Origin of the sequence: Salmonella enterica subsp. diarizonae (assembly GCF_008692785.1) — a bacterium.
Lineage (GTDB): Bacteria > Pseudomonadota > Gammaproteobacteria > Enterobacterales > Enterobacteriaceae > Salmonella > Salmonella diarizonae.
The window spans coordinates 282473-306591 of record NZ_VXJV01000004.1 but is presented as its reverse complement, the minus strand read 5'-3'; the positions used below and the strand labels follow the sequence as shown (position 1 = coordinate 306591).

26 protein-coding genes and 3 tRNA genes are annotated in these 24119 nt (G+C 52.9%); 15 read left to right on the top strand and 14 right to left on the bottom strand.

All coding sequences use genetic code 11. The features are described 5' to 3' along the window. Position 1: 1 nt before the first annotated feature. The 3 genes from dnaT to F4V72_RS10540 form a co-directional block, all read right to left on the bottom strand. Positions 2-541, bottom strand: coding sequence for a primosomal protein DnaT (gene dnaT / locus F4V72_RS10550; protein ID WP_053507629.1), 540 nt, complete (start codon positions 539-541; stop codon positions 2-4). Between the two features lie 92 nt (positions 542-633). Beyond that, the gene (locus F4V72_RS10545; RefSeq protein ID WP_000511329.1) at positions 634-1107 is read right to left on the bottom strand and encodes a threonine/serine exporter; all 474 of its coding nucleotides are present in this window, start codon (positions 1105-1107) and stop codon (positions 634-636) included. Next, positions 1098-1874 carry a threonine/serine ThrE exporter family protein gene (locus F4V72_RS10540; protein WP_150342451.1) on the bottom strand — a complete coding sequence of 259 codons (777 nt, stop codon included), beginning with the start codon at positions 1872-1874 and terminating at the stop codon, positions 1098-1100. The genes F4V72_RS10545 and F4V72_RS10540 overlap by 10 nt, the downstream gene beginning before the upstream one ends. 709 nt (positions 1875-2583) lie before the next feature. Between F4V72_RS10540 and F4V72_RS10535 the strand changes: the two genes are divergently transcribed. Next, complete coding sequence (locus tag F4V72_RS10535) at positions 2584-3309, top strand: helix-turn-helix domain-containing protein (RefSeq protein WP_023247527.1); 726 nt, start codon at positions 2584-2586, stop codon at positions 3307-3309. Continuing rightward, entirely contained in the window at positions 3270-3944 is a 675-nt protein-coding gene (gene bglJ / locus F4V72_RS10530) for a DNA-binding transcriptional activator BglJ (protein ID WP_024149624.1), read from the top strand. Before F4V72_RS10535 ends, bglJ begins: the two co-directional genes overlap by 40 nt. A 51-nt stretch (positions 3945-3995) precedes the next feature. On the opposite strand, the gene F4V72_RS10525 is transcribed toward bglJ, so the two are convergent. From F4V72_RS10525 to F4V72_RS10515, 3 genes are all read right to left on the bottom strand, one after another. Beyond that, positions 3996-4454, bottom strand: coding sequence for a YbaK/EbsC family protein (locus F4V72_RS10525; protein ID WP_136058500.1), 459 nt, complete (start codon positions 4452-4454; stop codon positions 3996-3998). Between the two features lie 150 nt (positions 4455-4604). Continuing rightward, positions 4605-5393: a siderophore-iron reductase FhuF gene (gene fhuF, locus F4V72_RS10520; RefSeq protein ID WP_053507627.1), complete on the bottom strand. Its 789-nt coding sequence runs from the start codon at positions 5391-5393 to the stop codon at positions 4605-4607. A 120-nt stretch (positions 5394-5513) separates the two neighbouring features. Beyond that, a complete protein-coding gene (locus F4V72_RS10515) occupies positions 5514-6569 on the bottom strand; it encodes a GGDEF domain-containing protein (RefSeq protein ID WP_053507626.1) in 1056 nt (351 codons plus the stop codon). A gap of 250 nt (positions 6570-6819) precedes the next feature. Here F4V72_RS10515 and F4V72_RS10510 point away from each other — a divergent pair, with 250 nt between their 5' ends. After that, positions 6820-7056 carry a DUF1435 domain-containing protein gene (locus F4V72_RS10510; RefSeq protein WP_023247522.1) on the top strand — a complete coding sequence of 79 codons (237 nt, stop codon included), beginning with the start codon at positions 6820-6822 and terminating at the stop codon, positions 7054-7056. A 22-nt stretch (positions 7057-7078) separates the two neighbouring features. Here the strand turns inward: F4V72_RS10510 and F4V72_RS10505 are convergent. The 4 genes from F4V72_RS10505 to rsmC all read right to left on the bottom strand — a co-directional run bounded on the left by F4V72_RS10505 (position 7079) and on the right by rsmC (position 8616). Further along, positions 7079-7165: transfer RNA gene (locus F4V72_RS10505), tRNA-Leu, on the bottom strand. A gap of 31 nt (positions 7166-7196) precedes the next feature. Beyond that, a tRNA-Leu gene (locus F4V72_RS10500) sits at positions 7197-7283 on the bottom strand. Positions 7284-7310: 27 nt separating this feature from the next. Beyond that, positions 7311-7397: transfer RNA gene (locus tag F4V72_RS10495), tRNA-Leu, on the bottom strand. Between the two features lie 190 nt (positions 7398-7587). After that, positions 7588-8616 carry a 16S rRNA (guanine(1207)-N(2))-methyltransferase RsmC gene (gene rsmC / locus F4V72_RS10490; protein WP_001272280.1) on the bottom strand — a complete coding sequence of 343 codons (1029 nt, stop codon included), beginning with the start codon at positions 8614-8616 and terminating at the stop codon, positions 7588-7590. Positions 8617-8718: 102 nt separating this feature from the next. Here rsmC and F4V72_RS10485 point away from each other — a divergent pair, with 102 nt between their 5' ends. The 8 genes from F4V72_RS10485 to F4V72_RS10450 all read left to right on the top strand — a co-directional run bounded on the left by F4V72_RS10485 (position 8719) and on the right by F4V72_RS10450 (position 15204). Continuing rightward, entirely contained in the window at positions 8719-9156 is a 438-nt protein-coding gene (locus F4V72_RS10485) for a DNA polymerase III subunit psi (protein ID WP_023245593.1), read from the top strand. After that, positions 9101-9547, top strand: coding sequence for a ribosomal protein S18-alanine N-acetyltransferase (gene rimI, locus F4V72_RS10480; RefSeq protein WP_023245594.1), 447 nt, complete (start codon positions 9101-9103; stop codon positions 9545-9547). The genes F4V72_RS10485 and rimI overlap by 56 nt, the downstream gene beginning before the upstream one ends. A gap of 21 nt (positions 9548-9568) precedes the next feature. Next, entirely contained in the window at positions 9569-10246 is a 678-nt protein-coding gene (yjjG, locus tag F4V72_RS10475) for a pyrimidine 5'-nucleotidase (RefSeq protein ID WP_053509861.1), read from the top strand. 91 nt (positions 10247-10337) lie between these two features. Continuing rightward, positions 10338-11927, top strand: coding sequence for a peptide chain release factor 3 (prfC, locus tag F4V72_RS10470; RefSeq protein WP_000175965.1), 1590 nt, complete (start codon positions 10338-10340; stop codon positions 11925-11927). 403 nt (positions 11928-12330) lie between these two features. Then, a complete protein-coding gene (osmY, locus tag F4V72_RS10465) occupies positions 12331-12948 on the top strand; it encodes a molecular chaperone OsmY (protein WP_023245596.1) in 618 nt (205 codons plus the stop codon). Between the two features lie 128 nt (positions 12949-13076). Further along, complete coding sequence (locus F4V72_RS10460; protein ID WP_000490276.1) at positions 13077-13238, top strand: DUF1328 domain-containing protein; 162 nt, start codon at positions 13077-13079, stop codon at positions 13236-13238. 122 nt (positions 13239-13360) lie between these two features. Continuing rightward, positions 13361-14434, top strand: a complete 1074-nt coding sequence (locus F4V72_RS10455; protein WP_023245597.1) for a patatin-like phospholipase family protein — start codon at positions 13361-13363, stop codon at positions 14432-14434. Then, the gene (locus F4V72_RS10450; RefSeq protein ID WP_070801406.1) at positions 14431-15204 is read left to right on the top strand and encodes a metal-dependent hydrolase; all 774 of its coding nucleotides are present in this window, start codon (positions 14431-14433) and stop codon (positions 15202-15204) included. The genes F4V72_RS10455 and F4V72_RS10450 overlap by 4 nt, the downstream gene beginning before the upstream one ends. 32 nt (positions 15205-15236) lie before the next feature. Here the strand turns inward: F4V72_RS10450 and F4V72_RS10445 are convergent, their stop codons facing one another. Together F4V72_RS10445 and F4V72_RS10440 are read right to left on the bottom strand one after the other, a co-directional pair. Then, positions 15237-16100 carry a YjjW family glycine radical enzyme activase gene (locus F4V72_RS10445; protein ID WP_023245599.1) on the bottom strand — a complete coding sequence of 288 codons (864 nt, stop codon included), beginning with the start codon at positions 16098-16100 and terminating at the stop codon, positions 15237-15239. Beyond that, complete coding sequence (locus tag F4V72_RS10440; RefSeq protein ID WP_053529519.1) at positions 16072-17622, bottom strand: YjjI family glycine radical enzyme; 1551 nt, start codon at positions 17620-17622, stop codon at positions 16072-16074. Before F4V72_RS10440 ends, F4V72_RS10445 begins: the two co-directional genes overlap by 29 nt. 259 nt (positions 17623-17881) lie before the next feature. Between F4V72_RS10440 and deoC the strand changes: the two genes are divergently transcribed. The 4 genes from deoC to deoD all read left to right on the top strand — a co-directional run bounded on the left by deoC (position 17882) and on the right by deoD (position 22242). Next, on the top strand, positions 17882-18661 hold the full coding sequence (gene deoC, locus F4V72_RS10435; protein ID WP_205317957.1) for a deoxyribose-phosphate aldolase: 780 nt from the start codon (positions 17882-17884) through the stop codon (positions 18659-18661). A gap of 128 nt (positions 18662-18789) precedes the next feature. Then, entirely contained in the window at positions 18790-20112 is a 1323-nt protein-coding gene (deoA, locus tag F4V72_RS10430; RefSeq protein ID WP_000477846.1) for a thymidine phosphorylase, read from the top strand. Positions 20113-20163: 51 nt separating this feature from the next. Next, positions 20164-21387 (top strand): phosphopentomutase, encoded by a 1224-nt coding sequence (gene deoB / locus F4V72_RS10425; protein WP_000816451.1) that lies wholly within the window; start codon positions 20164-20166, stop codon positions 21385-21387. Between the two features lie 135 nt (positions 21388-21522). Continuing rightward, the gene (deoD, locus tag F4V72_RS10420) at positions 21523-22242 is read left to right on the top strand and encodes a purine-nucleoside phosphorylase (protein ID WP_023245603.1); all 720 of its coding nucleotides are present in this window, start codon (positions 21523-21525) and stop codon (positions 22240-22242) included. 84 nt (positions 22243-22326) lie between these two features. Here deoD and lplA read toward each other — a convergent pair whose 3' ends face one another. Both lplA and F4V72_RS10410 read right to left on the bottom strand, forming a co-directional pair. After that, positions 22327-23343 (bottom strand): lipoate--protein ligase LplA, encoded by a 1017-nt coding sequence (gene lplA / locus F4V72_RS10415; protein WP_136058499.1) that lies wholly within the window; start codon positions 23341-23343, stop codon positions 22327-22329. 33 nt (positions 23344-23376) lie between these two features. Further along, positions 23377-24021 (bottom strand): YtjB family periplasmic protein, encoded by a 645-nt coding sequence (locus F4V72_RS10410; RefSeq protein ID WP_063390089.1) that lies wholly within the window; start codon positions 24019-24021, stop codon positions 23377-23379. Positions 24022-24119: the final 98 nt, after the last annotated feature.

Sequence of the window (24119 nt, the reverse complement as noted above, 5' to 3'; positions counted from 1 at the left end):
GTTACCCCCTAAAACCTGGTGGAATATGATTGTCAGGTTCGCTGACGCTATTGATGTCGCGCTGCGGCATTCCGCCATTGCTGGAACGGCTGATTTGCACGCTGCGCGCCAGCTTTTGCTGCCACTGGATATGGTGAAAAACCTTACCTTCCGCCTGCCAGTAGGCGATAAACGCCGCCAGCTCTTCTGCGGTGACCGGCTCCCGGAGCGCCACGCCCCAAAGGGCGGCCTGACGTTGAAAATCCGCATCCGGTTGCCAGGCGGGATACATGGCGAATTTTCCGCAGGGAATCGCAACGGGGGCGGCTTCGGGTTCTTCGTAAAATTGCGCGTCTAACGCCACATCGCTTCCCGGACGTGATAACTTTTCTTCAAGCGCCAGCAGTTCAGCCATGCGCGCGGGCGTCACGGCATAAAACGCAGGCGCATTATTAGCGAATACCGCCACCGCGCCGCCCGTTGACTTCGTCAGCACGGCCTGGTGATCGTGTAAAAGGGCGTCAATACCGATGACGTTCGACGTTAAGATTCTGGAAGACATAATGTTTCTCAATATGGAACAACAACCGAGAAGGGCGACTGTTTTTATAGTACCACACAGACCTGTAAGAACAGCAGGAGGCGTTCCATTGATTACACGCGGGGGCGTTTGCGGTACAGCCATAATCCCGGTACAGAGAGGCCGATTGAGAGCGCGCCAACGATGGAAGAGGCTTTAAGGAAATTTGTCAGCAGCGTAATCATCATCGGTTCGCTATAGCCCAGATGACTAATTTTTACTGCGGAAATCATCGCGGTATAGGCGGAAATCCCCGGAAACATCGGGATCACCGCCGCGACGGTAAAAACTTTAGGGTGAGCGAGATACCAGCGCGACCATTGAATACCAATACTGCCGACCAGCAACGAAGCCATAAACGTCGACCATTCGATATTAAAGCCAGCACTCATCATGAGCATACGCGAGCCATGACCCAACGCCCCCAGTAGCGCGCACCACGGAAGCGCCCGGTGGGGAACATTAAAGACCATCGCAAATCCGACTGCGGGAATCGCAGACAGGATCATGTCCTGCATTAGCGCCAGTAAAAAGTCGATTATACCCATCCTCGTAGTCCCCATACTGTCATCGACATCACCACGCCCACACAGGTGGCCAGTGTCAGTAGGCTGGCGATAGCCCAGCGCGCCAGCCCGGTATTAATATGTCCTTTAAACATATCTGCGACGGAATTAATCAGCGGAAAGCCCGGCACCAGCAAAAGTACGCTCGCCGCCATGGCGATAGTGGGCGTCTGGCTAAAGGCGGGAAGGGTGAGCATCAGCCCGGAAATTGTGGTAGCGACAAAGGCGGTGATGCAAAAATTGATCTGTGGATGTAAATGTCGTTGCGCCAGCATCTGGCGAATATACATGGCTATCATACTGGCGAAAAAGGTGATAACCGCGCCATCCCAGCCGCCATTATTCAGCTTACAAAAGCAGGCGCAGGAGAGGCCGACCATAAACGCCACCAGCCAGCGCGGATAACGCAGCGGGCGGAGCTGACTAAAGCGTTTTTCCACGCCTTTGTAATCCAGCAGGCGATGTTCCGCGAGGATAACGATATGCTGAACCTCCGTGACGACGTGCATATTAATGCCGCGATCCTGGTTTTTACGTGTCGATGTCAGGCATTGTCCGTCTTTGATGGTAGTCAGTACAATGGCGTTAGAGGAGATCGCGCTTTCGACGCTATCCATGCCGAGCGCCAAACCGAGGCGGGTGGAAAGCTCATCAACCAGCGAGCTTTCCGCCCCGTGCTGTAATAAAAAAAGCCCGCATTGAATACATAATCGTGTTACCGCTCGTTGAACTGACTGCTCTTCTTGCATGACTCGTCCTGTACGAAAAGACATTTTATGCGCCATCACTATGACGCAGGCTTTCTTTTTAACACGAAGCACAGGCGTGATGGCGTTGGTTAAGATCAATTTTTTGTTGATAAAAACGCCAGTCGCCAGGCGCAACGCATAAGACTCTTCAGGTTTGCGCCAATTGCAGGCTGAACCTCTCATGGACGACGGTTCTTGTATGTCCGTTTCCAGAATAGACACATTATGCCAGTCTGGCCGTTCGTTTTTGAATCAATTATGAGGTGAATTTTATCAACTCTATGCATTAATCGTTTAACAACGACGGTGTGAGCGGCAGGTGTAAAAATAGGTATGGCATAGCGTAATTCGCAGGTATGGCGCGGATTTTCTGGGTAACTGTCAGTATTGCTGGGCTTCTGTTTTAGGGGGGCAATATGAATGAATGGCGAATCCATATTCTAAATTTATTAATATAATAAGATTGCGTTAGAATTACTAATGTGCAAATTTAGTTAATTTAATTGTCTTGCTTCTGGTTTTATGAGTAACTATGCGATAGTGATTTCATGTTTTTGTACTATGTGGATTGTAGCGCAATCAACGTTATATCTCTAAAACTAAAACAAGGATAATTAATTCACTCGGTCTATATTTCTTTGTGCTCGTTGTTAATAGCGTTTTTATTAACAGGACACTGGAAAAGAGGGCGCGTGGGTACGGAGGAATTATGCTGCCAGGATGCTGCAAAAATGGACTTATTATCAGTAAAACCCCCCTTATACAGGAAGGTCTTAAAGGGGCTATAACAGGTAATTTCCCTGATTATAAACTAGCGTATTGTCGCACGATAGAAGAGCTAACACTGTTACAGCTACGCCGAAGCAGTTTAGTTATTGCTGATTTAGCGGTTAACAATGCCTCTTCCCGTGCTATCTGCGAATATTTTTATAGCTTACTATCGCAATATCGTGACATACATTGGCTATTTCTGGTTCCTAAATCCTGTTATCCACATGCGGTTGATCTCCTGATGGGCCCCGTCAGCACGTTGCTTTCAGACGAAGAGCCTATCGAGAATCTTATTAGCGTTATCCGTGCGGGAAACGCTCACTCTGAAAGAATAAGCAAAACGCTATTATCGCCTCAAATACCATCTGAACTTCAGGAATCCGGCGGCAGGTCGATTGTCCTTACGCTGTCTGAACGAAAAGTATTACGCCTTTTAGGGAAAGGGTGGGGCATTAACCAAATTGCGGCATTACTTAAAAAAAGTAATAAAACAATTAGCGCCCAAAAAAATAGCGCCATGCGACGCTTATCAATACACAGCAATGCAGAGATGTATGCATGGATAAACAGTTCTCAGGGAGCCAGAGAATTGAATCTACCTTCGGTATATGGAGAAACCATGGAATGGAAAACAGAATCAGTAAGAGAAATGTTGCGCTCGTAGAAAAATGCGTAATGAGCAACGTTGGTATTAAAGGGTTATTTGATGCGATGCCGGATTGCCAACATACGCTTCATATTTTTTCAAAACCGTCCGCATTTTATAAGGCTGCGCTAAAGACGTCGTTTTCTGCCGTTATTTTTTCCCTCTCTGCGTTAAGAACTGAACGCCGGACAGGATTAGCTTGTCTGACGGAGCTGGCGATAAATTATCCTCATATGCGGCATCTGGTGATTGCAGATGATGATGTTGAAGCTCGCTTAATCAGCGCGCTATCTCCCCTGCCGCTGGATGGGGTCATCAGCAAAGCGTCGCCGTTGGACGTTTTACAGGATGCCTTATTTACATCGCTTAATGGCACCCGGCGGACGACGGAGCGTACAGGCAATCTTTGGGAGCTTCACCAGAATTGTATGCTTAGCCCAACCGAGCGGGAGATTCTGCGTTTTATGTCAAACGGCTACTCAATGCCGCAAATCGCCGTCCAGTTAGAACGTAACATTAAGACCATTCGGGCGCATAAATTTAATGTTATGTCCAAACTGGGCGTGAGTTCTGATGCCGGGTTACTCGATGCGGCGGATATTCTGTTATATCTGCGCGCCGGAGATGCTACCGCGCTCCAGCATCGGGTATAGCCTGCGCCAAATGCGCTGTGCTTGTCCGGGGTATCCGGGCGCCAGGGCACGTTATTGGCACACGTCTACCCAGGTCGCCGATGTCAGTTCAGCCATTCTTTCCGGTGTGATGCGTACCGCGCTATGCGTGGCGCCTGCGGCAGGCAATACTTCGTTATATCCCTTCAGAGAGACGTCGCAGTAAACGGGCAGCGGGTGTTCCAGCCCGAAGGGGCATACGCCGCCAACAGGATGTCCGGTTGCATTGACTACTTCATCGCTGCTCAACATACGAGCTTTTGTGCCGAAGGTGGTTTTAAGCTTCTTATTATCCAGGCGGGCATCGCCTTTAGCGACCACCAGGATAATGGTGTCTTTTACTTTAAGCGAGAGCGTTTTGGCTATCTGCCCAGGCTCCACGTTGTGCGCTTTGGCTGCCAGTTCGACAGTCGCTGTACTTTGATTTAATTCGATAATTTCAATATCGGGAGCATGATCGGCCAGAAATTGCCGTACAGATTGCAGACTCATTCTTCTCTCCTGAGACCTTACCAATAGCCACGGTAGACCCAAAAATGGCAAAACGTAATTTGTCATAAGGAGAGCGTCGCTGTAAATATAATAATGTTACAGGCCAACAACAGTAAGCCGTGACGATAACGGAATACAACGTAAAGCGGTTTACTTTAGCGTGCAGTCGCCGCACTGCTGTACGTCAGGTAAGCGGTAACGCTGGCAGCAGGTTCTGCGTACCAGAAGACCGTCGCGCATTACAACGGTCCGCCACAGCGGGTTATCCTGACCGTTAGAGAGCTGCTTTTCAAAAAAACAGCGCTGGCGTAGCGCTGCCAGCAGGGCTTCGCCAAGCAGCGGCTTCATCTCAGTCAGATACCAGTTGATTAAATAACCGGTATTGCTCCAGATTAGTTTGGCGTTGATGTCGCCAGTCGCCTCCAGCGCCTGAACGACCGGCTGCAGTGTGGAGACTACCAGCGTTTCCATTCGTTCTTCCGGGGAACGCATCGTTGTCAGGTTATCCTGATACACATCAAGCCAGAAACACGCTGCGCGCCCGGTTTCATGAAATTCAACGTGAATATGTTCCGCGGAGACATTGATAGCGCGCGCTTGCGTCAGTAATGCCAGCATCAACGGCGGCGCCATCAGCCCGATATACCATTGCGCCCACAGGGAGAGTAACGGCTTATTTTCACGTGGCAGGCCTGGCGTGTTCCGATAGATGTGATCGGAATAGACGGCCAGCAATGAACGGAACGTCGCGGGGCGCGTCCACTGGGTAAGAGTCATCGCCGTTGGCGGGGGCGTTTCATCCAGCCGGATGAAGTCCAGCAGGTGCTCACGGGTAGAGGCGATCGTCTCACGTACCGCTTCCGCCAACGAGGCGTCTTCCGGCTGGAGAGCGGCTCGCCAGATAATATCGTCAGCAATCGGTGCGGAACGGTAGGCCATAGCGCAATTTAATGATGTTAATCTAAATGATAATGATTTCTAATCCTATCGATAGTGATAAACGATGGCAAGCGGTTTATGGTTAACGTTGTCGGCGTAGCACGATTACGCCAGCAGTATTCATATGGTGTCGCTGACCAGAATGTGGTTACGTCCAAGATGCTTGGCTTCGTAGAGCGCTTTATCCGCTTTTTCAATAGCGTCCCCGATATTGCGATCCGTCAGCGGCGCAATGCCGATACTGACGGTAACATTGGTGGCAACGCTTTCGTTAAACATATGCGGGATTTTAAGATCGTATACTTTCTGTCGGATACGTTCTGCGGTAGCGCGGGCCTGCTGTGGTTCGGCGGCGGTCAGCAACACCAGAAATTCTTCACCGCCAAAACGGCAGACGACATCGCGCGATCGCACGGCGTCCCGAATTGCCGCTGAGACGCGAATTAACGCCTGATCGCCCATCATATGACCGTAATGATCGTTATACGCTTTGAAATGATCGATATCCAATAGCAGGACATAATGTTCATGGCTATCCTGCACCTGTAGCGTATCCAGCCGACTTTGCAGGCCACGGCGGTTATATAAGCCGGTTAATGGATCAAGCAGACTCAGGCCGTTGAGGGTTTCCCGCTCGGTCAGCAGCGTAAACATGAGTTGCTGAGCGAAGTTATCGTAGCGTTTCTGGATAACATGCTGGATAGCGATTCCCACCATCGGCAAGGCCAGTAAATAGAGGATTCGCAAACCCTGTTCATGGCCGTTCAGCCACAGGCAGACTGCGACTGACGGTAAAGAGTGGAGTGTAAACGCGACGATATTCGCGGCAAAGGCTATCGAGCCGATAAACAGCACGCTAAGCAGGGAAATCAGTAAAAAAGAGAAATCATAATGACCTAACGCCGGGTACTTCAGCGCAATATGCGCTGCCCACAATCCCCCAAAGAGTATGGAGATAAAGGGAAGGTTAACTCTTTTTTGCCCATATTTCCCATGCCATACCAACAGTAATACGCTCAGGACCAATATCCCTATCATCGGTGCGCAAAATACGTTGATCTGATAAAGGGGGAAAACGAGAGTAAACAGCGCCGATACGGCGTTGAGAAACAAGAAAAGACGTAAAGAAAACTGATACTTCTTAATACGAAGCGATCGCCAGGATGGTGTTGTCATGGGTAATTGTCGTTATTTATCGGTGATATACACGGAATCGGGCGCCAACATGAAAATAACGTGCGAGAAAAGGTCGCATAAAGCGAGGTGTTGTTGTTTTTACGTTAACAGTCGGACAATTTATCACCTTACTGAATACGTGTCATCAACCGTTAAGTAAAACTCATCTATTTAGCTTTCTCTCTGGCTGACAAATGAGAAAATATATCATATGATATTGGTTATCATTATCGATTCCAGAGGTGAAACCATGTTGCAGCGGACGTTAGGCAGCGGATGGGGCGTATTATTGCCTGGAGTTATTATCGTTGGACTGGCGTTTACCGGCCTGTCAGCTTATGTACTGAAGCTGTTGATTGTATCAGGATTGCTACTGTCTGCGCTGATGTTGTATCACAAACAATTACGGCATTTTGTGCTGCTGCCATCGTGTATGGCGCTTATTGGCGGCATGATGCTGGCGGTGATGAACTGGAATCAGGGATGAAATAGAGGAAGGATAAGATAATTGGTGCGAGGGGGGGGACTTGAACCCCCACGTCCGTAAGGACACTAACACCTGAAGCTAGCGCGTCTACCAATTCCGCCACCTTCGCACAGTTATCTTACTTTTTGATATTGCCTCGTTGGTGCGAGGGGGGGGACTTGAACCCCCACGTCCGTAAGAACACTAACACCTGAAGCTAGCGCGTCTACCAATTCCGCCACCTTCGCCCAGTGCAAGCAATATCAACGTGGTTTTGGTGCGAGGGGGGGGACTTGAACCCCCACGTCCGTAAGGACACTAACACCTGAAGCTAGCGCGTCTACCAATTCCGCCACCTTCGCATACCATCGATTCTTGAAAAGAATCACTACCACGGAGGCGCATTCTAGTGGTTTTCAGCTATTCGTCAATAGTTAATTGCATGGGATAGATTGATTGCTGCAAAAATGGGCGCGAGCCGTAGGTCGGAGAAGACGCTTTGCGTCGCCATCCGGCATATGCTGCCAGATGGCGCTGCGCTTATCAGGCCAACTATTTCTTCGCCTGACGGGTCATCACAGTACGATAAACCTTAAAGCGCCCGGTTTGCGCGATGACTTCATGGAAGCCAAAAGTCTCATCCAGAATCTTAGGATAGGGCAGAAAGGCGTTCGCCACGATGCGTAACTCTCCACCGCTGTTCAGATGGCGCACTGCGCCGCGAATGAGCGTTTGCGCCGCATCAAGGCTGGTTTGCATTCCGTCGTGGAACGGCGGGTTGGAAATGATCATGTCAAAACGTCCTTTGACTTCTGAAAAGACGTTACTGGCGAATACCTCGCCTTCAAGACCATTAGCGGCAAGCGTGGCGCGGCTGGCTTCCACCGCCGGAGCGCTGACGTCACACAGCGTCAGGCGCACTTTCGGCGAATGGCTGGCCAGCGCGGCGGAAAGCACGCCAGCGCCGCAGCCGACATCCAGCACTTTACCTTTGGTGTGCGGCGTCAGCGTAGACAGCAGCAGTTGGCTCCCGACATCCAGTCCGTCACGGCTGAATACGCCCGGCAACGTTTTGATGGTCAGACCGTCGATGCTGTACTCGGCCCACCAGGATTCGAGACTGAAGCGTGGCTGCTTTTCAAGACGCCCATGATAAAGGCCGCAACGTCGCGCGCTATCTACTTTGTTCAGCGGCGCATAGTCCGCCAGCATCTGTTCGGCGCTACGCACGCCGCTGCGGTTTTCCCCCACGACGAAAACATCGACGCCAGACGGCATCAGCGACAAAATATTCATCAACTGGAACTGCGCTTCGGGTTTATTTTTCGGCCAGTAGTAGATCAGCGTATCGCAGTCAGCGACATCGCTGGCTTGCGCTACCAGGCTAAAACGGACGTTATCGCCCATCTGGCGGCTTAACACCTGCCAGTGGTGAAACTGTTGCGTATGCGCGCGGCTGGCGGCGCATTCGAAGCGCGCGGGCAGGTCATCCTGCAAATCTCCGGCAAAAAGAATACGGCTTTGTTCGAAATCATCACTGTGGCGCAGCAAGACTTCACTTGCCGGGGTAAAAGCAGACATGGAATGCTCCTTAATTCAGACTGGCGGCGATTATAGTAGTTTGATGGCGCAGATTCGACAGATTTGCTATATTTGCGCCCCTGATTACAGGAGCGTTTCGCTATGACATCCCGACGAGACTGGCAGTTACAGCAACTGGGTATTACGCAGTGGGCGCTGCGACGTCCTGGCGCGCTACAGGGCGAGATTGCGATTTCCCTTCCCGCGCACGTTCGTCTGATTGTGGTCGCAGAGGAATTACCGGCGCTGAGCGAGCCGCTAATGTGCGATATTTTACGTGCGATGACCGTGAATCCCGATCAGGTTTTACCACTGACGCCTGAGCGCGTCGCCATGCTGCCGCAGGGCAGCCGTTGTAATAGCTGGCGGTTAGGAACTGACGCGCCGCTCCAACTCGAAGGCGCCCAGGTCACGACGCCGGCGTTTAATGAACTCCGGGCAAACCCGGCGGCACGCGCCGCACTATGGCAACAAATCTGCGAACATGAACACGATTTCTATCCTCAGCACGACCGATCTCCCCGCAGCCTGGCAGATTGAACAACGCGCTCATGCGTTTCCGTGGAGCGAAAAAACGTTTTTCGGCAACCAGGGCGAACGGTATCTCAACTTTCAGTTAACCGCTGACGGCAGAATGGCCGCGTTTGCCATTACACAGGTGGTGTTGGATGAAGCGACGCTGTTCAATATTGCCGTCGATCCGGATTTTCAGCGCCGGGGGCTGGGGCGTATGCTGCTTGAGCATCTGATTGATGAACTGGAAAAACGCGGCGTTGTAACGTTATGGCTGGAGGTGCGCGCTTCTAACGTTGCCGCCATCGCGCTGTATGAAAGTCTGGGGTTTAACGAGGCGACGATTCGTCGCAATTACTATCCCACAGCACAAGGGCATGAGGACGCCATCATCATGGCGTTACCGATAAGCATGTAATAAAAGAGGCAAGGTGTAATGATGAAGTGGGACTGGATTTTCTTTGATGCCGATGAAACGCTGTTTACGTTTGATTCTTTCACCGGCTTACAGCGGATGTTCCTTGACTATAGCGTCACCTTTACCGCTGAGGATTTCCAGGATTATCAGGCCGTGAATAAGCCGCTATGGGTGGATTATCAGAACGGCGCGATTACCTCATTACAATTGCAGCACGCGCGCTTTCAAAGTTGGGCTGAACGGCTAAACGTTGCGCCGGGGCTGCTGAATGACGCTTTTATTAATGCGATGGCGGAGATCTGTTCTCCCTTGCCAGGCGCCGTTTCGCTGCTTAATGCGATTCGCGGGCAGGCTAAAATTGGTATTATTACTAACGGTTTTACCGCGCTACAACAAATTCGACTGGAGCGCACCGGGCTGCGAGAGTATTTCGATCTGCTGGTGATTTCCGAGCAGGTTGGCGTCGCGAAGCCCGATCCGAAAATCTTTAACTACGCCCTGGAGCAGGCGGGGAATCCTGACCGCTCGCGCGTATTAATGGTTGGCGATACCGCGGAATCCGATATTCTTGGCGGCATTAACGCCGGGCTATCGACCTGCTGGCTCAACGCGCATCATCGCGAGCAGCCCGCGGGTATTCATCCAACCTGGACTGTGGCGTCATTAAGCGAACTGGAGCAGCTCCTGTGTAAACACTGATTGCCTCCCCCAGGTTGATGGGTAAAATAGCCGCATTTTTCGTATTCAACATGCGTGGTCAAACACCGCGCTTACTCAAGAAGATTTGACTATGACGTTGTCTCCTTATTTGCAAGAGGTGGCCAAACGCCGCACCTTTGCCATTATTTCTCACCCGGACGCCGGTAAAACCACCATTACCGAAAAAGTGTTGCTGTTCGGACAGGCAATTCAGACCGCCGGTACGGTAAAGGGCCGCGGTTCCAGCCAGCATGCAAAATCTGACTGGATGGAGATGGAAAAACAGCGTGGTATCTCCATCACCACCTCGGTGATGCAGTTCCCGTATCATGACTGCCTGGTGAACCTGCTGGATACCCCAGGGCACGAAGACTTCTCCGAAGATACCTACCGTACCCTGACGGCGGTGGACTGCTGTCTGATGGTTATCGACGCCGCGAAAGGCGTTGAGGACAGGACCCGCAAGCTGATGGAAGTTACCCGTCTGCGCGATACGCCGATCCTCACCTTTATGAACAAACTCGACCGTGACATCCGCGACCCGATGGAGCTGCTGGATGAAGTAGAGAACGAGCTGAAAATCGGCTGCGCGCCGATCACCTGGCCGATTGGCTGCGGCAAGCTGTTCAAGGGCGTTTATCATCTTTATAAAGATGAAACTTATCTGTATCAGACCGGTAAGGGCCACACTATTCAGGAAGTGCGCATCGTTAAGGGGCTGAATAACCCTGATCTGGACGCCGCCGTGGGTGAAGATCTGGCGCAGCAACTGCGCGACGAGCTGGAGCTGGTGCAGGGCGCTTCTAACGAGTTTGATGAAGAGCTGTTCCTGGCAGGGGAAATTACCCCGGTATTTTTCGGCACCGCGCTGGGTAACTTTGGCGTTGACCATATGCTGGATGGTTTAGTGGCGTGGGCACCCGCGCCGATGCCGCGTCAAACCGATACCCGCACGGTGGAGGCCTCGGAAGAGAAGTTCACCGGTTTTGTCTTTAAAATTCAGGCCAATATGGACCCGAAACACCGCGACCGTGTGGCGTTTATGCGCGTGGTTTCCGGCAAGTATGAGAAAGGTATGAAGCTACGTCAGGTCCGTACCGGCAAAGATGTGGTGATTTCCGACGCGTTAACTTTTATGGCGGGCGACCGTTCGCACGTTGAAGAAGCGTACCCGGGCGATATTTTGGGTCTGCATAACCACGGCACCATTCAGATCGGCGATACCTTCACCCAGGGCGAGATGATGAAGTTTACCGGTATCCCGAACTTTGCGCCGGAACTGTTCCGTCGTATTCGCCTGAAAGATCCGCTGAAGCAGAAGCAGCTACTGAAAGGGCTGGTGCAGCTTTCTGAAGAGGGGGCGGTTCAGGTATTCCGTCCTATCTCCAACAACGATTTGATTGTCGGCGCCGTGGGCGTTCTGCAGTTTGATGTTGTCGTCGCGCGCCTGAAAAGCGAATACAACGTTGAGGCGATTTATGAATCCGTCAACGTGGCGACGGCGCGCTGGGTTGAAAGCGCCGATGCGAAGAAATTCGAAGAGTTTAAGCGTAAGAATGAAACGCAACTGGCGCTGGATGGCGGCGACAACCTCACCTATATCGCCCCAACGATGGTTAACCTGAACCTGACCCAGGAACGTTACCCTGACGTTCAGTTCCGTAAAACGCGCGAACACTGATCCCTTTCCGGCGCGGCATCCGCCGCGCCTTCGTACTTTCCCAGCCTTTTTAACTGCTTACGGAATGTTCTTAAATCCCGCATTTTTTCTCTGATCTGCCTGTTTTTTATACGTACCGACAAGCGATTTTAGAATTGTGATCTATATTTAACAAAGTGATGACATAAATGTCGGCTTTAATGCCTGTTCAATGCGTGAATGTTAGAGCTTAAAGCTGAGATTTGTTTCAGTCACGATATTAATAACTGAAACGGAAGGGTGGCAGGCGACGCGTCGTTACAAATTCACGAATGTGACGCCAGTCATTGACTTCAGAAACCGGTGAATTTTTTCACCGCATTCAGCAATGCAACCTCGTGTTGCCTGAGCTCAAATTACGAGCAAACTATACAGGACAAAATCGATGACTATGACAAGACTGAAGATTTCTAAAACTCTGCTGGCCGTAATGTTGACCTCTGCTGTTGCGACAGGTTCTGCCTTTGCAGAAAACGCAACAACGGACAAGGCGCAAAGCGGAACCGAAACCGCGGGGCAAAAAGTCGATAGCTCTATGAATAAAGTCGGTAACTTCATGGATGACAGCGCCATCACTGCGAAAGTAAAAGCCGCGCTGGTGGACCATGACAACATTAAAAGCACTGATATTTCTGTCGAAACCAATAAGAAAGTTGTCACTCTGAGCGGCTTTGTGGAAAGCCAGGCGCAGGCTGAAGCCGCCGTGAAAGTGGCGAAAGGCGTAGAGGGCGTGACCTCCGTTAGCGACAAACTTCACGTTCGTGACAGTAAAGAAGGTTCTGTGAAAGGCTATGCCGGCGATACGGCCACGACCAGTGAAGTCAAAGCCAAGTTGCTGGCGGATGATCTCGTCCCTTCCCGTAAAGTGAAAGTGGAAACGACCGATGGCGTCGTACAGCTCTCCGGTACCGTTGAAACTCAGGAACAAAGCGACCGCGCTGAAAGCATCGCGAAAGCCGTTGATGGCGTAAAAAGTGTTAAAAACGATCTGAAAGTTCAGTAATTCGTCGTAATTCGTCCTCCCGACGTTTGTCGGGAGGCGTAATGTGCACCACACTAAAAATATCGCGAATGAGTAGGTTGAGCGCTCATATTTAGCGGTCGACATTAACTATGGTAAAGGAGAGGCTTATGTTTCGTTGGGGCATTATATTTCTGGTTATCGCGTTAATTGCCGCCGCATTGGGTTTTGGTGGACTGGCTGGTACGGCTGCTGGCGCGGCGAAAATCGTCTTCGTCGTCGGGATCGTACTCTTCCTGGTCAGCCTGTTCATGGGCCGTAAACGACCCTAGCAGGCATCTGTAAAGATATATTGCTACCAAGCCAGTCCAGCGGACTGGCTTTTACGGTTTTAGCCGCCAACGTTTTGCGTTACCTTGTCATCCTGAAAAAAATGAAAAACAGGAAGGCAGAGGTGGGCCAGCGAATACCGGTTACGCTCGGCAATATTGCGCCGTTATCATTAACACCGTTCCGGCCAGGCCGTATGGCGCTGGTCTGCGAGGGCGGGGGGCAGCGGGGCATCTTTACCGCAGGCGTGCTGGATGAGTTTATGCGTGCGCAGTTTAATCCTTTCCATCTCTACTTCGGCACATCAGCCGGTGCGCAAAATCTCTCGGCGTATCTTTGCAACCAGCCCGGCTACGGGCGTAAAGTCATTATGCGCTATACCACCAGGCGCGAATTTTTTGATCCGCTGCGATTTGTACGTGGAGGAAACCTTATCGACCTCGACTGGCTGGTGGAATCCACTTCCGCCCGGATGCCGCTGCAGATGGATACCGCAGCGCGCCTGTTCGACAGCGGAAAATCCTTTTATATGTGCGCCTGCCGGGGGGATGATTACACGCCGGGCTATTTCTCGCCGACAAAACAAAACTGGCTTGATATCATTCGCGCCTCCAGCGCCATACCGGGTTTCTACCGTACTGGCGTTGCGTTAGAGGGCATCAACTATCTGGACGGTGGCATTAGCGATGCCATTCCGGTTCAGGAAGCGGCAAAGCGGGGCGCGAAAACCATTGTGGTGATCCGCACCGTACCGTCGCAAATGTATTACACGCCGCAGTGGTTTAAGCGTATGGAGCGCTGGCTGGGAGAGAGCAGTCTACAGCCGTTGGTCAATCTGGTGCAGCATCATGAAACGTCCTACAGCGCGATCCAACAATTTATTGAAAAGCCGCCGGGTAAGCTGCGGATCATTGAAATTTATCCGCCGAAACCGCTGCACAGCATGGCGCTGGGCAGCCGTATCCCGGCGCTGCGTGAGGATTACAAAACCGGGCGATTATGCGGGCGTTATTTCCTTGCCACCGTTGGTAAATTGCTTGCCGCAACGCCGCCACTGCTGCGTCATACGTCGCGGATTGCCGTGCCGGAAACGGTGGTCGTGCCTCCGGCACCGGTGGCCAATGATACGCATGTGGCGGAGGTCATTAGCGCGCCGCAGGCAAACGATACCACATTTACCGACGAGGATCTGGCGTGAGCTGGCGCTTTATCGATACGCACTGCCATTTTGATTTCCCGCCCTTTACTGGCGATGAGCGCGCCAGTATTCAGCGTGCCTGTGAGGCGGGAGTTGAAAAAATCATCGTGCCGGCGACCGAGGCGGCTCACTTTCCCCGCGTGCTGGCGCTGGCGGCGCGTTTTCCGTCGCTTTATGCTGCGCTGGGATTGCACCCTATTGTGATTGAGCGTCATGCCGATGACGATCCTGATAAGCTGCAACAGGCGCTGGCGCAACGACAGAACGTCGTGGCGGTAGGCGAGATCGGTCTCGATCTTTATCGCGACGATCCGCAGTTCGCCAGGCAAGAGCGATTTTTAGACGCGCAACTGCAACTGGCAAAGCGCTACGATCTGCCGGTAATCCTGCATTCGCGGCGCACGCATGACAAACTGGCGATGCACTTAAAGCGCCAGGAGCTGCCGCGAACCGGCGTGGTGCATGGTTTTGCCGGCAGTCTGCAACAGGCCGAAACTTTTGTGCGACTGGGCTATAAAATCGGCGTCGGCGGCACCATCACCTACCCGCGCGCCAGTAAAACCCGTGATGTCATGGCGCGGTTGCCGCTGGACGCGCTGTTGCTGGAAACCGATGCGCCGGATATGCCGCTAAAGGGTTTTCAGGGGCAGCCGAATCGCCCGGAGCAGGCGGCGCGCGTGTTTGATGTGCTTTGCGAATTACGTCCGGAGCCCGCAGAGGTGATAGCTGATGCGTTGTATCGCAATACTGTTACCTTGTTTCGGCTCTGATGGCATCCCAGCCGCCATCCGACAAGTCATGCTTACAAATATAACGCCGGCAAAATCAGCTTCGCCACCCCACGCGCGCGCAATCCGTCAGCCAGCCGTTCCACCTCTTGCGGCGTCGCGCCTGGCCAGGCTTTTGCTTCGCCATAGACGCCATGCGCATGAAAGGCATTCAAACGCACCGGAACCTCGCCCAGCGAAGTAATAAACGCTGCCAGTGAATCGATATGCGCCGCATAGTCCACCTGATCCGGGATAACCAGCAACCGCAGCTCCGCCAGTTTTCCCCGCGCAGCAAGAAAGCGGATACTGTGCTTAATACGCGCGTTATCACGCCCGGTCAGACGGTGATGACACTCACTCTTCCAGGCTTTCAGATCGAGCATTACGCCGTCGCAAACCGGCAGTAGTTTTTGCCAGCCGGTCTCGCTTAACTGACCATTACTGTCCACCAGACAGGTCAACCGTTGTAACAGCGGATCGGCTTTGATCGCCGTGAACAGCGCCACAATAAACGGTAATTGCGTGGTTGCCTCTCCGCCGCTGACGGTAATACCTTCAATAAACATCGATGCTTTACGAATATGACGCAGCACATCGTCAACGCTCATGGTCTGCGCCATTGGCGTTGCCTGCTGTGGGCACATTTTCAGGCAGGTATCACATTGCTCGCAGACGTCCGACCGCCATACCACTTTCCCGCCATCAACGCCGAGGGCGTGGTGGGGACACTGCGATACGCATTCCCCGCAGTCGTTACAGCGTCCCATCGTCCACGGGTTATGGCAATTCTTGCAGCGCAAATTGCAGCCCTGTAAGAATAATGCCAGGCGGCTGCCCGGCCCATCGACGCAGGAAAACGCAATGATCTTACTGACTAAAGCGCATCTGTTGTTCATGGCTGACTACGCGTGGCTGTCGTTCCAGGATACGGGTATTACGTGCGGCTTCTTCCCCCAGCCAGGTGGTATTGGTGCGCGAGCCTTCGGCGCGAAATTTCGTCAGATCCGACAGGCGCACCATATAACCGGTGACGCGCACCAGATCGTTGCCACTCACATTAGCGGTAAATTCCCGCATCCCGGCTTTAAACGCGCCAAGACAAAGCTGGACCAGCGCCTGCGGATTACGCTTGATGGTTTCGTCCAGCGTCAGAATGTCGCTGATCCCGGCATGATAAAAGGCGTGATGCGGCGCGACGGTTTGCAAATGGGTGATAGGGTCCGGTTCATCGCCATATGGCAGACGCGCGCCCGGCGTGGTGCCGATATCGGAACTGATGCCAGACTGGGCATGGAGCAGCGCCCGTTGCTTCCAGCCATACTTCACTGGCGTATTTTCGACAAAATCCGCCAGTTGGGCGCTAATACGGTAGCCCAGCTCGTTCGCCGTTTCATTCTTGCCGTAACGGGCGTTCAGGCCCGCGTTTTCGCACAGCAGGTTCACGGCTTCCGCCAGCCCGTACATACCGAACATTGGCGCAAAACGTTCGGGATCGATCAGACCTTCCTGTACAAGAAAGCTATTCTCAAAGAAATGTGACTTTTCATAAAGGAATTCACATCGTGAATTAATGATAGCGATCTGCTGTCGGCAGTAGTGCGGTAGCGTGCGTGAAAAGAAGTCATCGACAGACGTACTGCGTTCTGCCACAGCTTTCAGGTTGAGACGTACCAGCGTACTGCCGCCGCCGGCAAGCGGTAGCGAGTTATAACAACTGACGATGCCATAATGGCCTTTTGTGAAAATTTTATCATTTACCGGGCCGTTGGAAATGTGTGGCTTACTGCATTCGCAAATGTTTTTGGCGACCTCCAGCAGCAGATCGTCTGGCGTAATTTCCGCATCATAGATAAACGTCAGGTTAGGCGCTACCTGCTTTAGCTCGGCATCGGCGCGCAAAATCGCTCGTGTGACAGGCGTATCGGCAGGGCCAATATTGGCATGCATAAAGGCGTCTGGCAGCGTTCTGTCGAGATAACGCCAGAAACGTTTTATTCGAATATCGATCTCATTTTGTGTTAGAATTCTAACATACGGTTGCAGCAACGCATCAAGCTGACCGAGATAAACCGGCATGGACGTCACGGAAGGAACGTGATGATACAGAATGGTGAGTAGGGATAACGCATCATCCAGATCTTTCGCGCCTTCCAGTTCCAGCCACTGTGAACCGTTAGCCAGAAAACGGGCGTAATCGGGCAACACGTAGCGCGGTTTGAAGGGGGCGTGCCCCTCAAACATATCGCAAACGACGCCTTCATCCAGCGCCTGGCGGGCATCTTCCGGCAGGGCGGGATAAGGCAGGGCGTTTTCAGCTTCCAGCGCCAGAAAATGGCGTTTTTGTTCAGGCGTGAGCACCGGGCTGGTCACAATTTGCTGGCAACGCTGCTGGAGCGCAGTTTCGCATGAGGCAGGCATCTTCGTTTCCTCTTTATGCCGGGACAATGCGCTATTGTAGAAAATGGCGGCAAAACGACTTTGATCCTGATGCGCTTATCGCCCGGAGAACAGGCGATGATGGGTAAATAATTTGATTCAGATCTCATTACAGTAATGCAAATTTGTACGTAGTTTTCATTAACTGTGATGTATATCGAAGTGTAATCGCGAGTGAATGTTAGAATACTAACAGACTTGCAAGGTGAAATTTTATACGGCAATGCCGTTGGAGAATGTCATGACTGATTTAAAAGCAAGCAGCCTGCGTGCGCTCAAACTGATGGATCTGACCACTCTGAACGATGACGACACCAATGAAAAAGTGATCGCTTTGTGTCATCAGGCAAAAACTCCGGTCGGGAACACGGCGGCGATTTGTATTTACCCACGTTTCATCCCGATTGCACGTAAGACTCTGAAAGAGCAAGGCACGCTGGACATCCGCATTGCAACGGTGACTAACTTCCCGCATGGCAATGATGACATCGATATTGCGCTGGCGGAAACCCGCGCGGCAATCGCTTACGGCGCCGATGAAGTGGACGTGGTGTTCCCGTACCGCGCGTTGATGGCGGGTAACGAGCAGGTGGGTTTTGACCTGGTGAAAGCCTGTAAAGACGCGTGTGCCGCAGCGAACGTATTGCTTAAAGTGATCATCGAAACCGGCGAGCTGAAAGAAGAGGCGCTGATTCGTAAAGCGTCTGAAATTTCCATTAAAGCGGGTGCAGACTTTATTAAAACGTCTACCGGTAAAGTGCCAGTGAACGCCACGCCGGAAAGCGCGCGTATCATGATGGAAGTGATCCGTGATATGGGCGTGGAAAAAACCGTAGGTTTCAAACCGGCGGGCGGCGTACGTACAGCGGAAGACGCGCAGAAGTTCCTCGCGATTGCAGACGAACTGTTTGGCGCTGACTGGGCAGATTCTCGTCACTACCGCTTTGGCGCTTCCAGCCTGCTGGCAAGCCTGCTGAAAGCGCTGGGTCACGGCGACGGTAAGAGCGCCAGCAGCTATTAATTGTTGCCTCTTCTTTTGTAGGCCGGGTAAGCGTAGCGCTACCCGGCAAGTGGGTTTGATGCCGGATGGCGGCCGCGCCTAATCCGGCCTGGAGCCAGCCTTCTACTCTTTTCCCTCAGGAGGGTACCGTGTTTCTCGCACAAGAAATTATTCGTAAAAAGCGTGATGGTCATGCGTTGAGTGACGAAGAAATTCGTTTCTTTATCAATGGCATTCGTGACAACACTATCTCGGAAGGACAGATTGCCGCCCTGGCGATGACCATCTTCTTCCACGATATGACCATGCCGGAGCGCGTTTCGCTGACCATGGCGATGCGGGATTCCGGTACTGTTCTTGACTGGAAAAGCCTGAATCTCAATGGCCCGATTGTCGATAAGCATTCGACCGGCGGCGTGGGGGACGTGACGTCTCTAATGCTGGGGCCAATGGTAGCGGCCTGCGGCGGCTATGTGCCGATGATCTCCGGTCGCGGCCTCGGACATACCGGCGGTACACTCGATAAACTGGAAGCGATCCCGGGCTTCGATATCTTCCCGGACGACAACCGTTTCCGCGAAATTATTCAAGACGTGGGTGTGGCGATTATTGGGCAAACCAGCTCGCTTGCACCGGCGGACAAACGTTTTTACGCCACCCGCGATATTACCGCGACGGTGGACTCTATTCCACTGATCACCGGTTCCATCCTCGCCAAAAAACTGGCCGAAGGGCTGGATGCGCTGGTGATGGACGTAAAAGTCGGCAGCGGCGCGTTTATGCCGACCTATGAACTCTCGGAAGCGCTGGCTGAAGCGATTGTCGGCGTGGCGAACGGCGCGGGAGTTCGCACCACGGCGTTGTTAACCGACATGAACCAGGTGCTGGCTTCGAGCGCGGGTAACGCGGTGGAAGTGCGCGAAGCGGTGCAGTTCCTGACTGGCGAGTACCGCAATCCGCGCTTGTTTGACGTCACCATGGCGCTGTGCGTGGAGATGCTGATCTCCGGTCAGCTTGCTAAAGATGATGCGCAAGCGCGGGCGAAATTACAGGCGGTGCTGGATAACGGTAAAGCGGCAGAGGTCTTTGGTCGTATGGTGGCAGCGCAGAAAGGCCCGAGCGATTTCGTTGAGAACTACGATAAATACCTGCCGACCGCCATGTTGAGCAAAGCGGTATATGCTGATACCGAAGGGTTTATCAGCGCGATGGATACGCGTGCGCTGGGAATGGCGGTCGTCTCGATGGGCGGCGGTCGTCGCCAGGCGTCAGACACTATTGATTACAGCGTCGGTTTTACCGATATGGCGCGTCTGGGCGACAGCATTGATGGACAGCGCCCGCTGGCAGTGATTCATGCCAAAGACGAAGCCAGTTGGCAGGAAGCGGCGAAGGCCGTCAAAGCGGCAATTATCCTTGACGATAAAGCGCCAGCAAGCACACCTTCGGTCTATCGTCGAATTACTGAATAGTTGTATACTGATCTGATCAATTATTTTTGAAGCACTAAGTACGGAGAAAATATGAAACGTGCATTTATTATGGTGCTGGACTCATTCGGCATCGGCGCTACTGAAGACGCGGATCGTTTTGGCGACGTAGGTTCCGACACGCTGGGCCACATCGCAGAAGCTTGTGCCAAAGGCGAAGCTGACAATGGCCGTAAAGGCCCGCTGAATCTGCCTAACCTGACTCGTCTGGGGCTGGTGAAAGCGCATGAAGGTTCTACCGGTAAAATTGCCGCAGGTATGGACGGCAACGCGGACGTCATTGGCGCATACGCATGGGCGCACGAACTGTCTTCCGGCAAAGATACGCCGTCCGGCCACTGGGAAATCGCTGGCGTGCCGGTGCTGTTCGACTGGGGTTATTTCAGCGATCACGAAAACAGCTTCCCGCAGGAGCTGCTGGATAAGCTGGTGAAACGCGCCAACCTGCCGGGCTATCTCGGTAACTGCCACTCATCCGGGACCGTTATTCTGGACAAACTGGGCGAAGAGCACATGAAAACCGGCAAGCCGATTTTCTATACCTCCGCTGACTCCGTGTTCCAGATTGCCTGCCACGAAGAGACCTTTGGCCTGGATAAACTCTACGAGCTGTGCGAAATCGCCCGTGAGGAGCTGACCGAAGGCGGCTACAACATTGGCCGTGTGATCGCGCGTCCGTTTATCGGCGACAAGGCCGGTAACTTCCAGCGTACCGGCAACCGTCACGACCTGGCCGTAGAACCGCCAGCGCCGACCGTGTTGCAGAAACTGGTCGATGAAAAACAGGGCCATGTGGTGTCCGTGGGTAAGATTGCCGACATCTACGCCAACTGCGGTATCACCAAAAAAGTGAAAGCGACCGGTCTGGATGCGCTGTTCGACGCCACCCTCAAAGAGATGAAAGAGGCGGGCGATAAAACCATCGTCTTCACTAACTTCGTTGACTTCGACTCCTCCTGGGGGCACCGTCGCGATGTTGCGGGCTATGCTGCGGGACTGGAACTGTTTGACCGTCGTCTGCCGGAATTGATGGAGCTGGTGGGGGAAGATGACATTCTGATCCTGACCGCTGACCACGGCTGCGATCCGACCTGGACCGGTACGGACCACACCCGCGAGCACATTCCGGTGCTGATCTACGGCCCGAAAGTGAAACCAGGCTCGCTGGGCCACCGTGAAACCTTTGCGGATATCGGCCAGACGCTGGCGACCTACTTTGGCACATCGCCAATGGAATACGGTAAAAACATGCTTTAAAACCGTGTTGCAACCTGTAGGCCTGATAAGGCATCGCCGCCATCAGGCGCTCGCTATGAATATATTGCCGGATGGCGCTACGCTTATCCGGCCTACGCCTGGTAAAGGTGTTTGATTAATTAAAAGGAAATAATAATGGCTACCCCACATATTAATGCAGAAATGGGCGATTTCGCTGACGTCGTTTTGATGCCGGGCGACCCGCTGCGTGCGAAACATATTGCGGAAACGTTCCTTGAAGACGTGCGTGAAGTGAACAACGTGCGCGGCATGTTAGGTTTCACCGGGACTTACAAAGGCCGCAAGATCTCCGTGATGGGCCACGGTATGGGCATTCCATCCTGCTCTATCTATACCAAAGAGCTGATCACCGATTTCGGCGTCAAGAAAATTATTCGCGTCGGCTCCTGCGGCGCAGTGCGTATGGACGTTAAACTGCGTGACGTGGTTATTGGCATGGGCGCCTGCACCGATTCCAAAGTGAATCGTATTCGTTTTAAAGATCACGATTTCGCAGCGATTGCCGATTTCGGCATGGTACGTAATGCGGTAGACGCAGCGAAAGCGCTGGGCGTTGACGCACGCGTCGGTAATCTGTTCTCCGCCGATCTGTTCTACTCTCCGGACGGTGAAATGTTCGACGTGATGGAAAAATACGGCATTCTGGGCGTGGAAATGGAAGCGGCGGGCATCTACGGCGTTGCCGCGGAATTTGGCGCGAAAGCGTTGACTATCTGCACCGTGTCCGACCATATCCGTACTCACGAACAGACTACGGCCGCTGAACGTCAGACCACCTTCAACGACATGATCAAAATCGCGCTGGAATCCGTTCTGCTGGGCGATAAAGAGTAAGGGCTGTTGGGCCGGGTGGCGGCTTCGCCTGACCCGGCCTACGGTTTTGGAGGCCCGCTAAGCGCAGCGCCAGCGGGCTTTTTATTAGCGCACTGCCAGTGCAATCCACGCCGATAATTCGCGCAACTCTTTTTCCTGTTCCGGGAAGTCAACCCGTAGCGCACTACACACCTGTTGCAGTACCTCCGCGCGGTATTGACAGCCCTGTAACCTCTCCGCCAGTGCTTCCAGCGGTACCGGGTTCAGACTGTCGGTAAAAATTTGCGCACGGGTAATATGGCCTTTCTCGACGTCGAAATGCAGCTCTATTCCACCCCAGGTGAAGCGTTCATCCAGCAGATGTGAAAAGGCGGGCGCCTGACCGAAATTCCACTCCCAACTGCTTTGACGGGCGAATGTCTCCGCAAAGTTGGGCAGATCCGGCGTGTTGTCCGGTGAGATCACTTCCGCCTCGACGCGTTCGCCATAATGCGCGAAAAAAGCTTCCGTGACCGCGGCGCATACTCGCTCATGGGTGATGCCCGGCAGCAGTTCGGTAAGATTCGCGACGCGTGAACGCACAGAGGTAATGCCTTTGGCGGCCAGCTTTTTCTTGTCCGGATTGAGATAGTTCGCCAGACGGTTAAGATCGGCGTTCAGCAACAGCGTACCGTGATGAAAGCCGCGATCTTTGGTTTCTCGATAGGCGGAACCGGAGACTTTGCGGTCGCCTTCGGCGGTTTTCACCACCAGATCGTTACGCCCGGAGGCTTCTGCCGTGACGCCCAGCGAATTCAGCGCCGCGAGCACAATATGGGTGGAGATGGTTTTATCGTATTCCGGTTTACCGGCCATAAAGGTAAAGCAGGTATTGCCGAGGTCATGGAATACCGCGCCGCCGCCGCTGCTACGGCGAGCCAGACGGACGTTATCTTCTTCCATACGACGCGTATTACACTCTTTCCACGGGTTTTGCGCGCGTCCAATGACCACCGTATCCGCGTTGCGCCACAGGAACAGCACGCGCTGGGTGGCAGGCATCTGGCGGAAAATGCACTCTTCTACCGCCAGGTTAAACCAGGGGTCGTAAGAGTCAGAAATAAGCAGGCGTAACGTTGTCATGGTGGTTTTCCTTACCTTTATTAAGCCGTCATTTTACTCTTTTTTCTCATGCTCTTCCTCTTCCGGAACAGGCTTGCTGGCTGTTAACAGAAAGGGTGACTGCTGCCAGCGGGTGCGTTTACCCTGCAACAACGTGCGTGTCAGCACCACGCCTATCGCCAGCGAAAGCAGCAGCATCAGGCGCAAAATGTTGGTGGTGTTATCCACCTGTTTCGCTTCGGTCGCCAGCGTATGGGTATCCAGCGTCAGACGCAGGTAGCCCAAGGGGCCGTTTTTCCCCTGGATAGGTTCGACAATTTGTTGGTTAAAATAGCTGCCCGCTTTTTTGCCATCCAGCGCCAGCCTGTCGCGCACGTTGACGCTTTCGCCTGCGCGAGTGATAAGATCGCCCTGTTCATCATAGACGCCGGCATCCAGAATACGGCTCTCTTGCGTGAGCTGGTGCAGTACGGCGTTGATACGTTTTTCATCCGGCGTTTCGCTGCGCATCAGCGGGGCGATGTTGAGCGTCACCTGACGCGCCAGCGTGCGGGCCAATTCTTCCAGTTGCGGGTTACGCTGCCGCTGATGGTTTTGGCTAAACCAGGAGGCGCCCTGCATGAGCGCGACGAGCAGTGTGAGACAGAACAATACAATCACTGCACGATGCAGCCGAAATTTCAGTTTTGCGCGAGCCATATTCCACCTGCTGAAAATTTGAGGCTTAATGTTGCCAGAAGTGATGGTTACAAGGTAGCCTCATGCGTTATTTTCCGCGGGGCGGTTACCGGCCTGAA

What these genes read in the sequence shown, in the direction of transcription:
- fhuF (WP_053507627.1), bottom strand. Translation starts at nt 5,393, where the DNA reads ATGGCCTACCGTTCCGCACCGATTGCTGACGATATTATCTGGCGAGCC.
- yjjG (WP_053509861.1), top strand. Translation starts at nt 9,569, where the DNA reads ATGAAGTGGGACTGGATTTTCTTTGATGCCGATGAAACGCTGTTTACG.
- F4V72_RS10525 (WP_136058500.1), bottom strand. Translation starts at nt 4,454, where the DNA reads ATGAGTCTGCAATCTGTACGGCAATTTCTGGCCGATCATGCTCCCGAT.
- deoC (WP_205317957.1), top strand. Translation starts at nt 17,882, where the DNA reads ATGACTGATTTAAAAGCAAGCAGCCTGCGTGCGCTCAAACTGATGGAT.
- F4V72_RS10510 (WP_023247522.1), top strand. Translation starts at nt 6,820, where the DNA reads ATGTTGCAGCGGACGTTAGGCAGCGGATGGGGCGTATTATTGCCTGGA.
- deoD (WP_023245603.1), top strand. Translation starts at nt 21,523, where the DNA reads ATGGCTACCCCACATATTAATGCAGAAATGGGCGATTTCGCTGACGTC.
- F4V72_RS10410 (WP_063390089.1), bottom strand. Translation starts at nt 24,021, where the DNA reads ATGGCTCGCGCAAAACTGAAATTTCGGCTGCATCGTGCAGTGATTGTA.
- bglJ (WP_024149624.1), top strand. Translation starts at nt 3,270, where the DNA reads ATGGAAAACAGAATCAGTAAGAGAAATGTTGCGCTCGTAGAAAAATGC.
- prfC (WP_000175965.1), top strand. Translation starts at nt 10,338, where the DNA reads ATGACGTTGTCTCCTTATTTGCAAGAGGTGGCCAAACGCCGCACCTTT.
- F4V72_RS10485 (WP_023245593.1), top strand. Translation starts at nt 8,719, where the DNA reads ATGACATCCCGACGAGACTGGCAGTTACAGCAACTGGGTATTACGCAG.
- F4V72_RS10440 (WP_053529519.1), bottom strand. Translation starts at nt 17,622, where the DNA reads ATGCCTGCCTCATGCGAAACTGCGCTCCAGCAGCGTTGCCAGCAAATT.
- lplA (WP_136058499.1), bottom strand. Translation starts at nt 23,343, where the DNA reads ATGACAACGTTACGCCTGCTTATTTCTGACTCTTACGACCCCTGGTTT.
- F4V72_RS10535 (WP_023247527.1), top strand. Translation starts at nt 2,584, where the DNA reads ATGCTGCCAGGATGCTGCAAAAATGGACTTATTATCAGTAAAACCCCC.
- rsmC (WP_001272280.1), bottom strand. Translation starts at nt 8,616, where the DNA reads ATGTCTGCTTTTACCCCGGCAAGTGAAGTCTTGCTGCGCCACAGTGAT.
- F4V72_RS10445 (WP_023245599.1), bottom strand. Translation starts at nt 16,100, where the DNA reads ATGAACAACAGATGCGCTTTAGTCAGTAAGATCATTGCGTTTTCCTGC.
- F4V72_RS10540 (WP_150342451.1), bottom strand. Translation starts at nt 1,874, where the DNA reads ATGCAAGAAGAGCAGTCAGTTCAACGAGCGGTAACACGATTATGTATT.
- F4V72_RS10460 (WP_000490276.1), top strand. Translation starts at nt 13,077, where the DNA reads ATGTTTCGTTGGGGCATTATATTTCTGGTTATCGCGTTAATTGCCGCC.
- rimI (WP_023245594.1), top strand. Translation starts at nt 9,101, where the DNA reads ATGAACACGATTTCTATCCTCAGCACGACCGATCTCCCCGCAGCCTGG.
- F4V72_RS10545 (WP_000511329.1), bottom strand. Translation starts at nt 1,107, where the DNA reads ATGGGTATAATCGACTTTTTACTGGCGCTAATGCAGGACATGATCCTG.
- F4V72_RS10515 (WP_053507626.1), bottom strand. Translation starts at nt 6,569, where the DNA reads ATGACAACACCATCCTGGCGATCGCTTCGTATTAAGAAGTATCAGTTT.
- osmY (WP_023245596.1), top strand. Translation starts at nt 12,331, where the DNA reads ATGACTATGACAAGACTGAAGATTTCTAAAACTCTGCTGGCCGTAATG.
- dnaT (WP_053507629.1), bottom strand. Translation starts at nt 541, where the DNA reads ATGTCTTCCAGAATCTTAACGTCGAACGTCATCGGTATTGACGCCCTT.
- deoB (WP_000816451.1), top strand. Translation starts at nt 20,164, where the DNA reads ATGAAACGTGCATTTATTATGGTGCTGGACTCATTCGGCATCGGCGCT.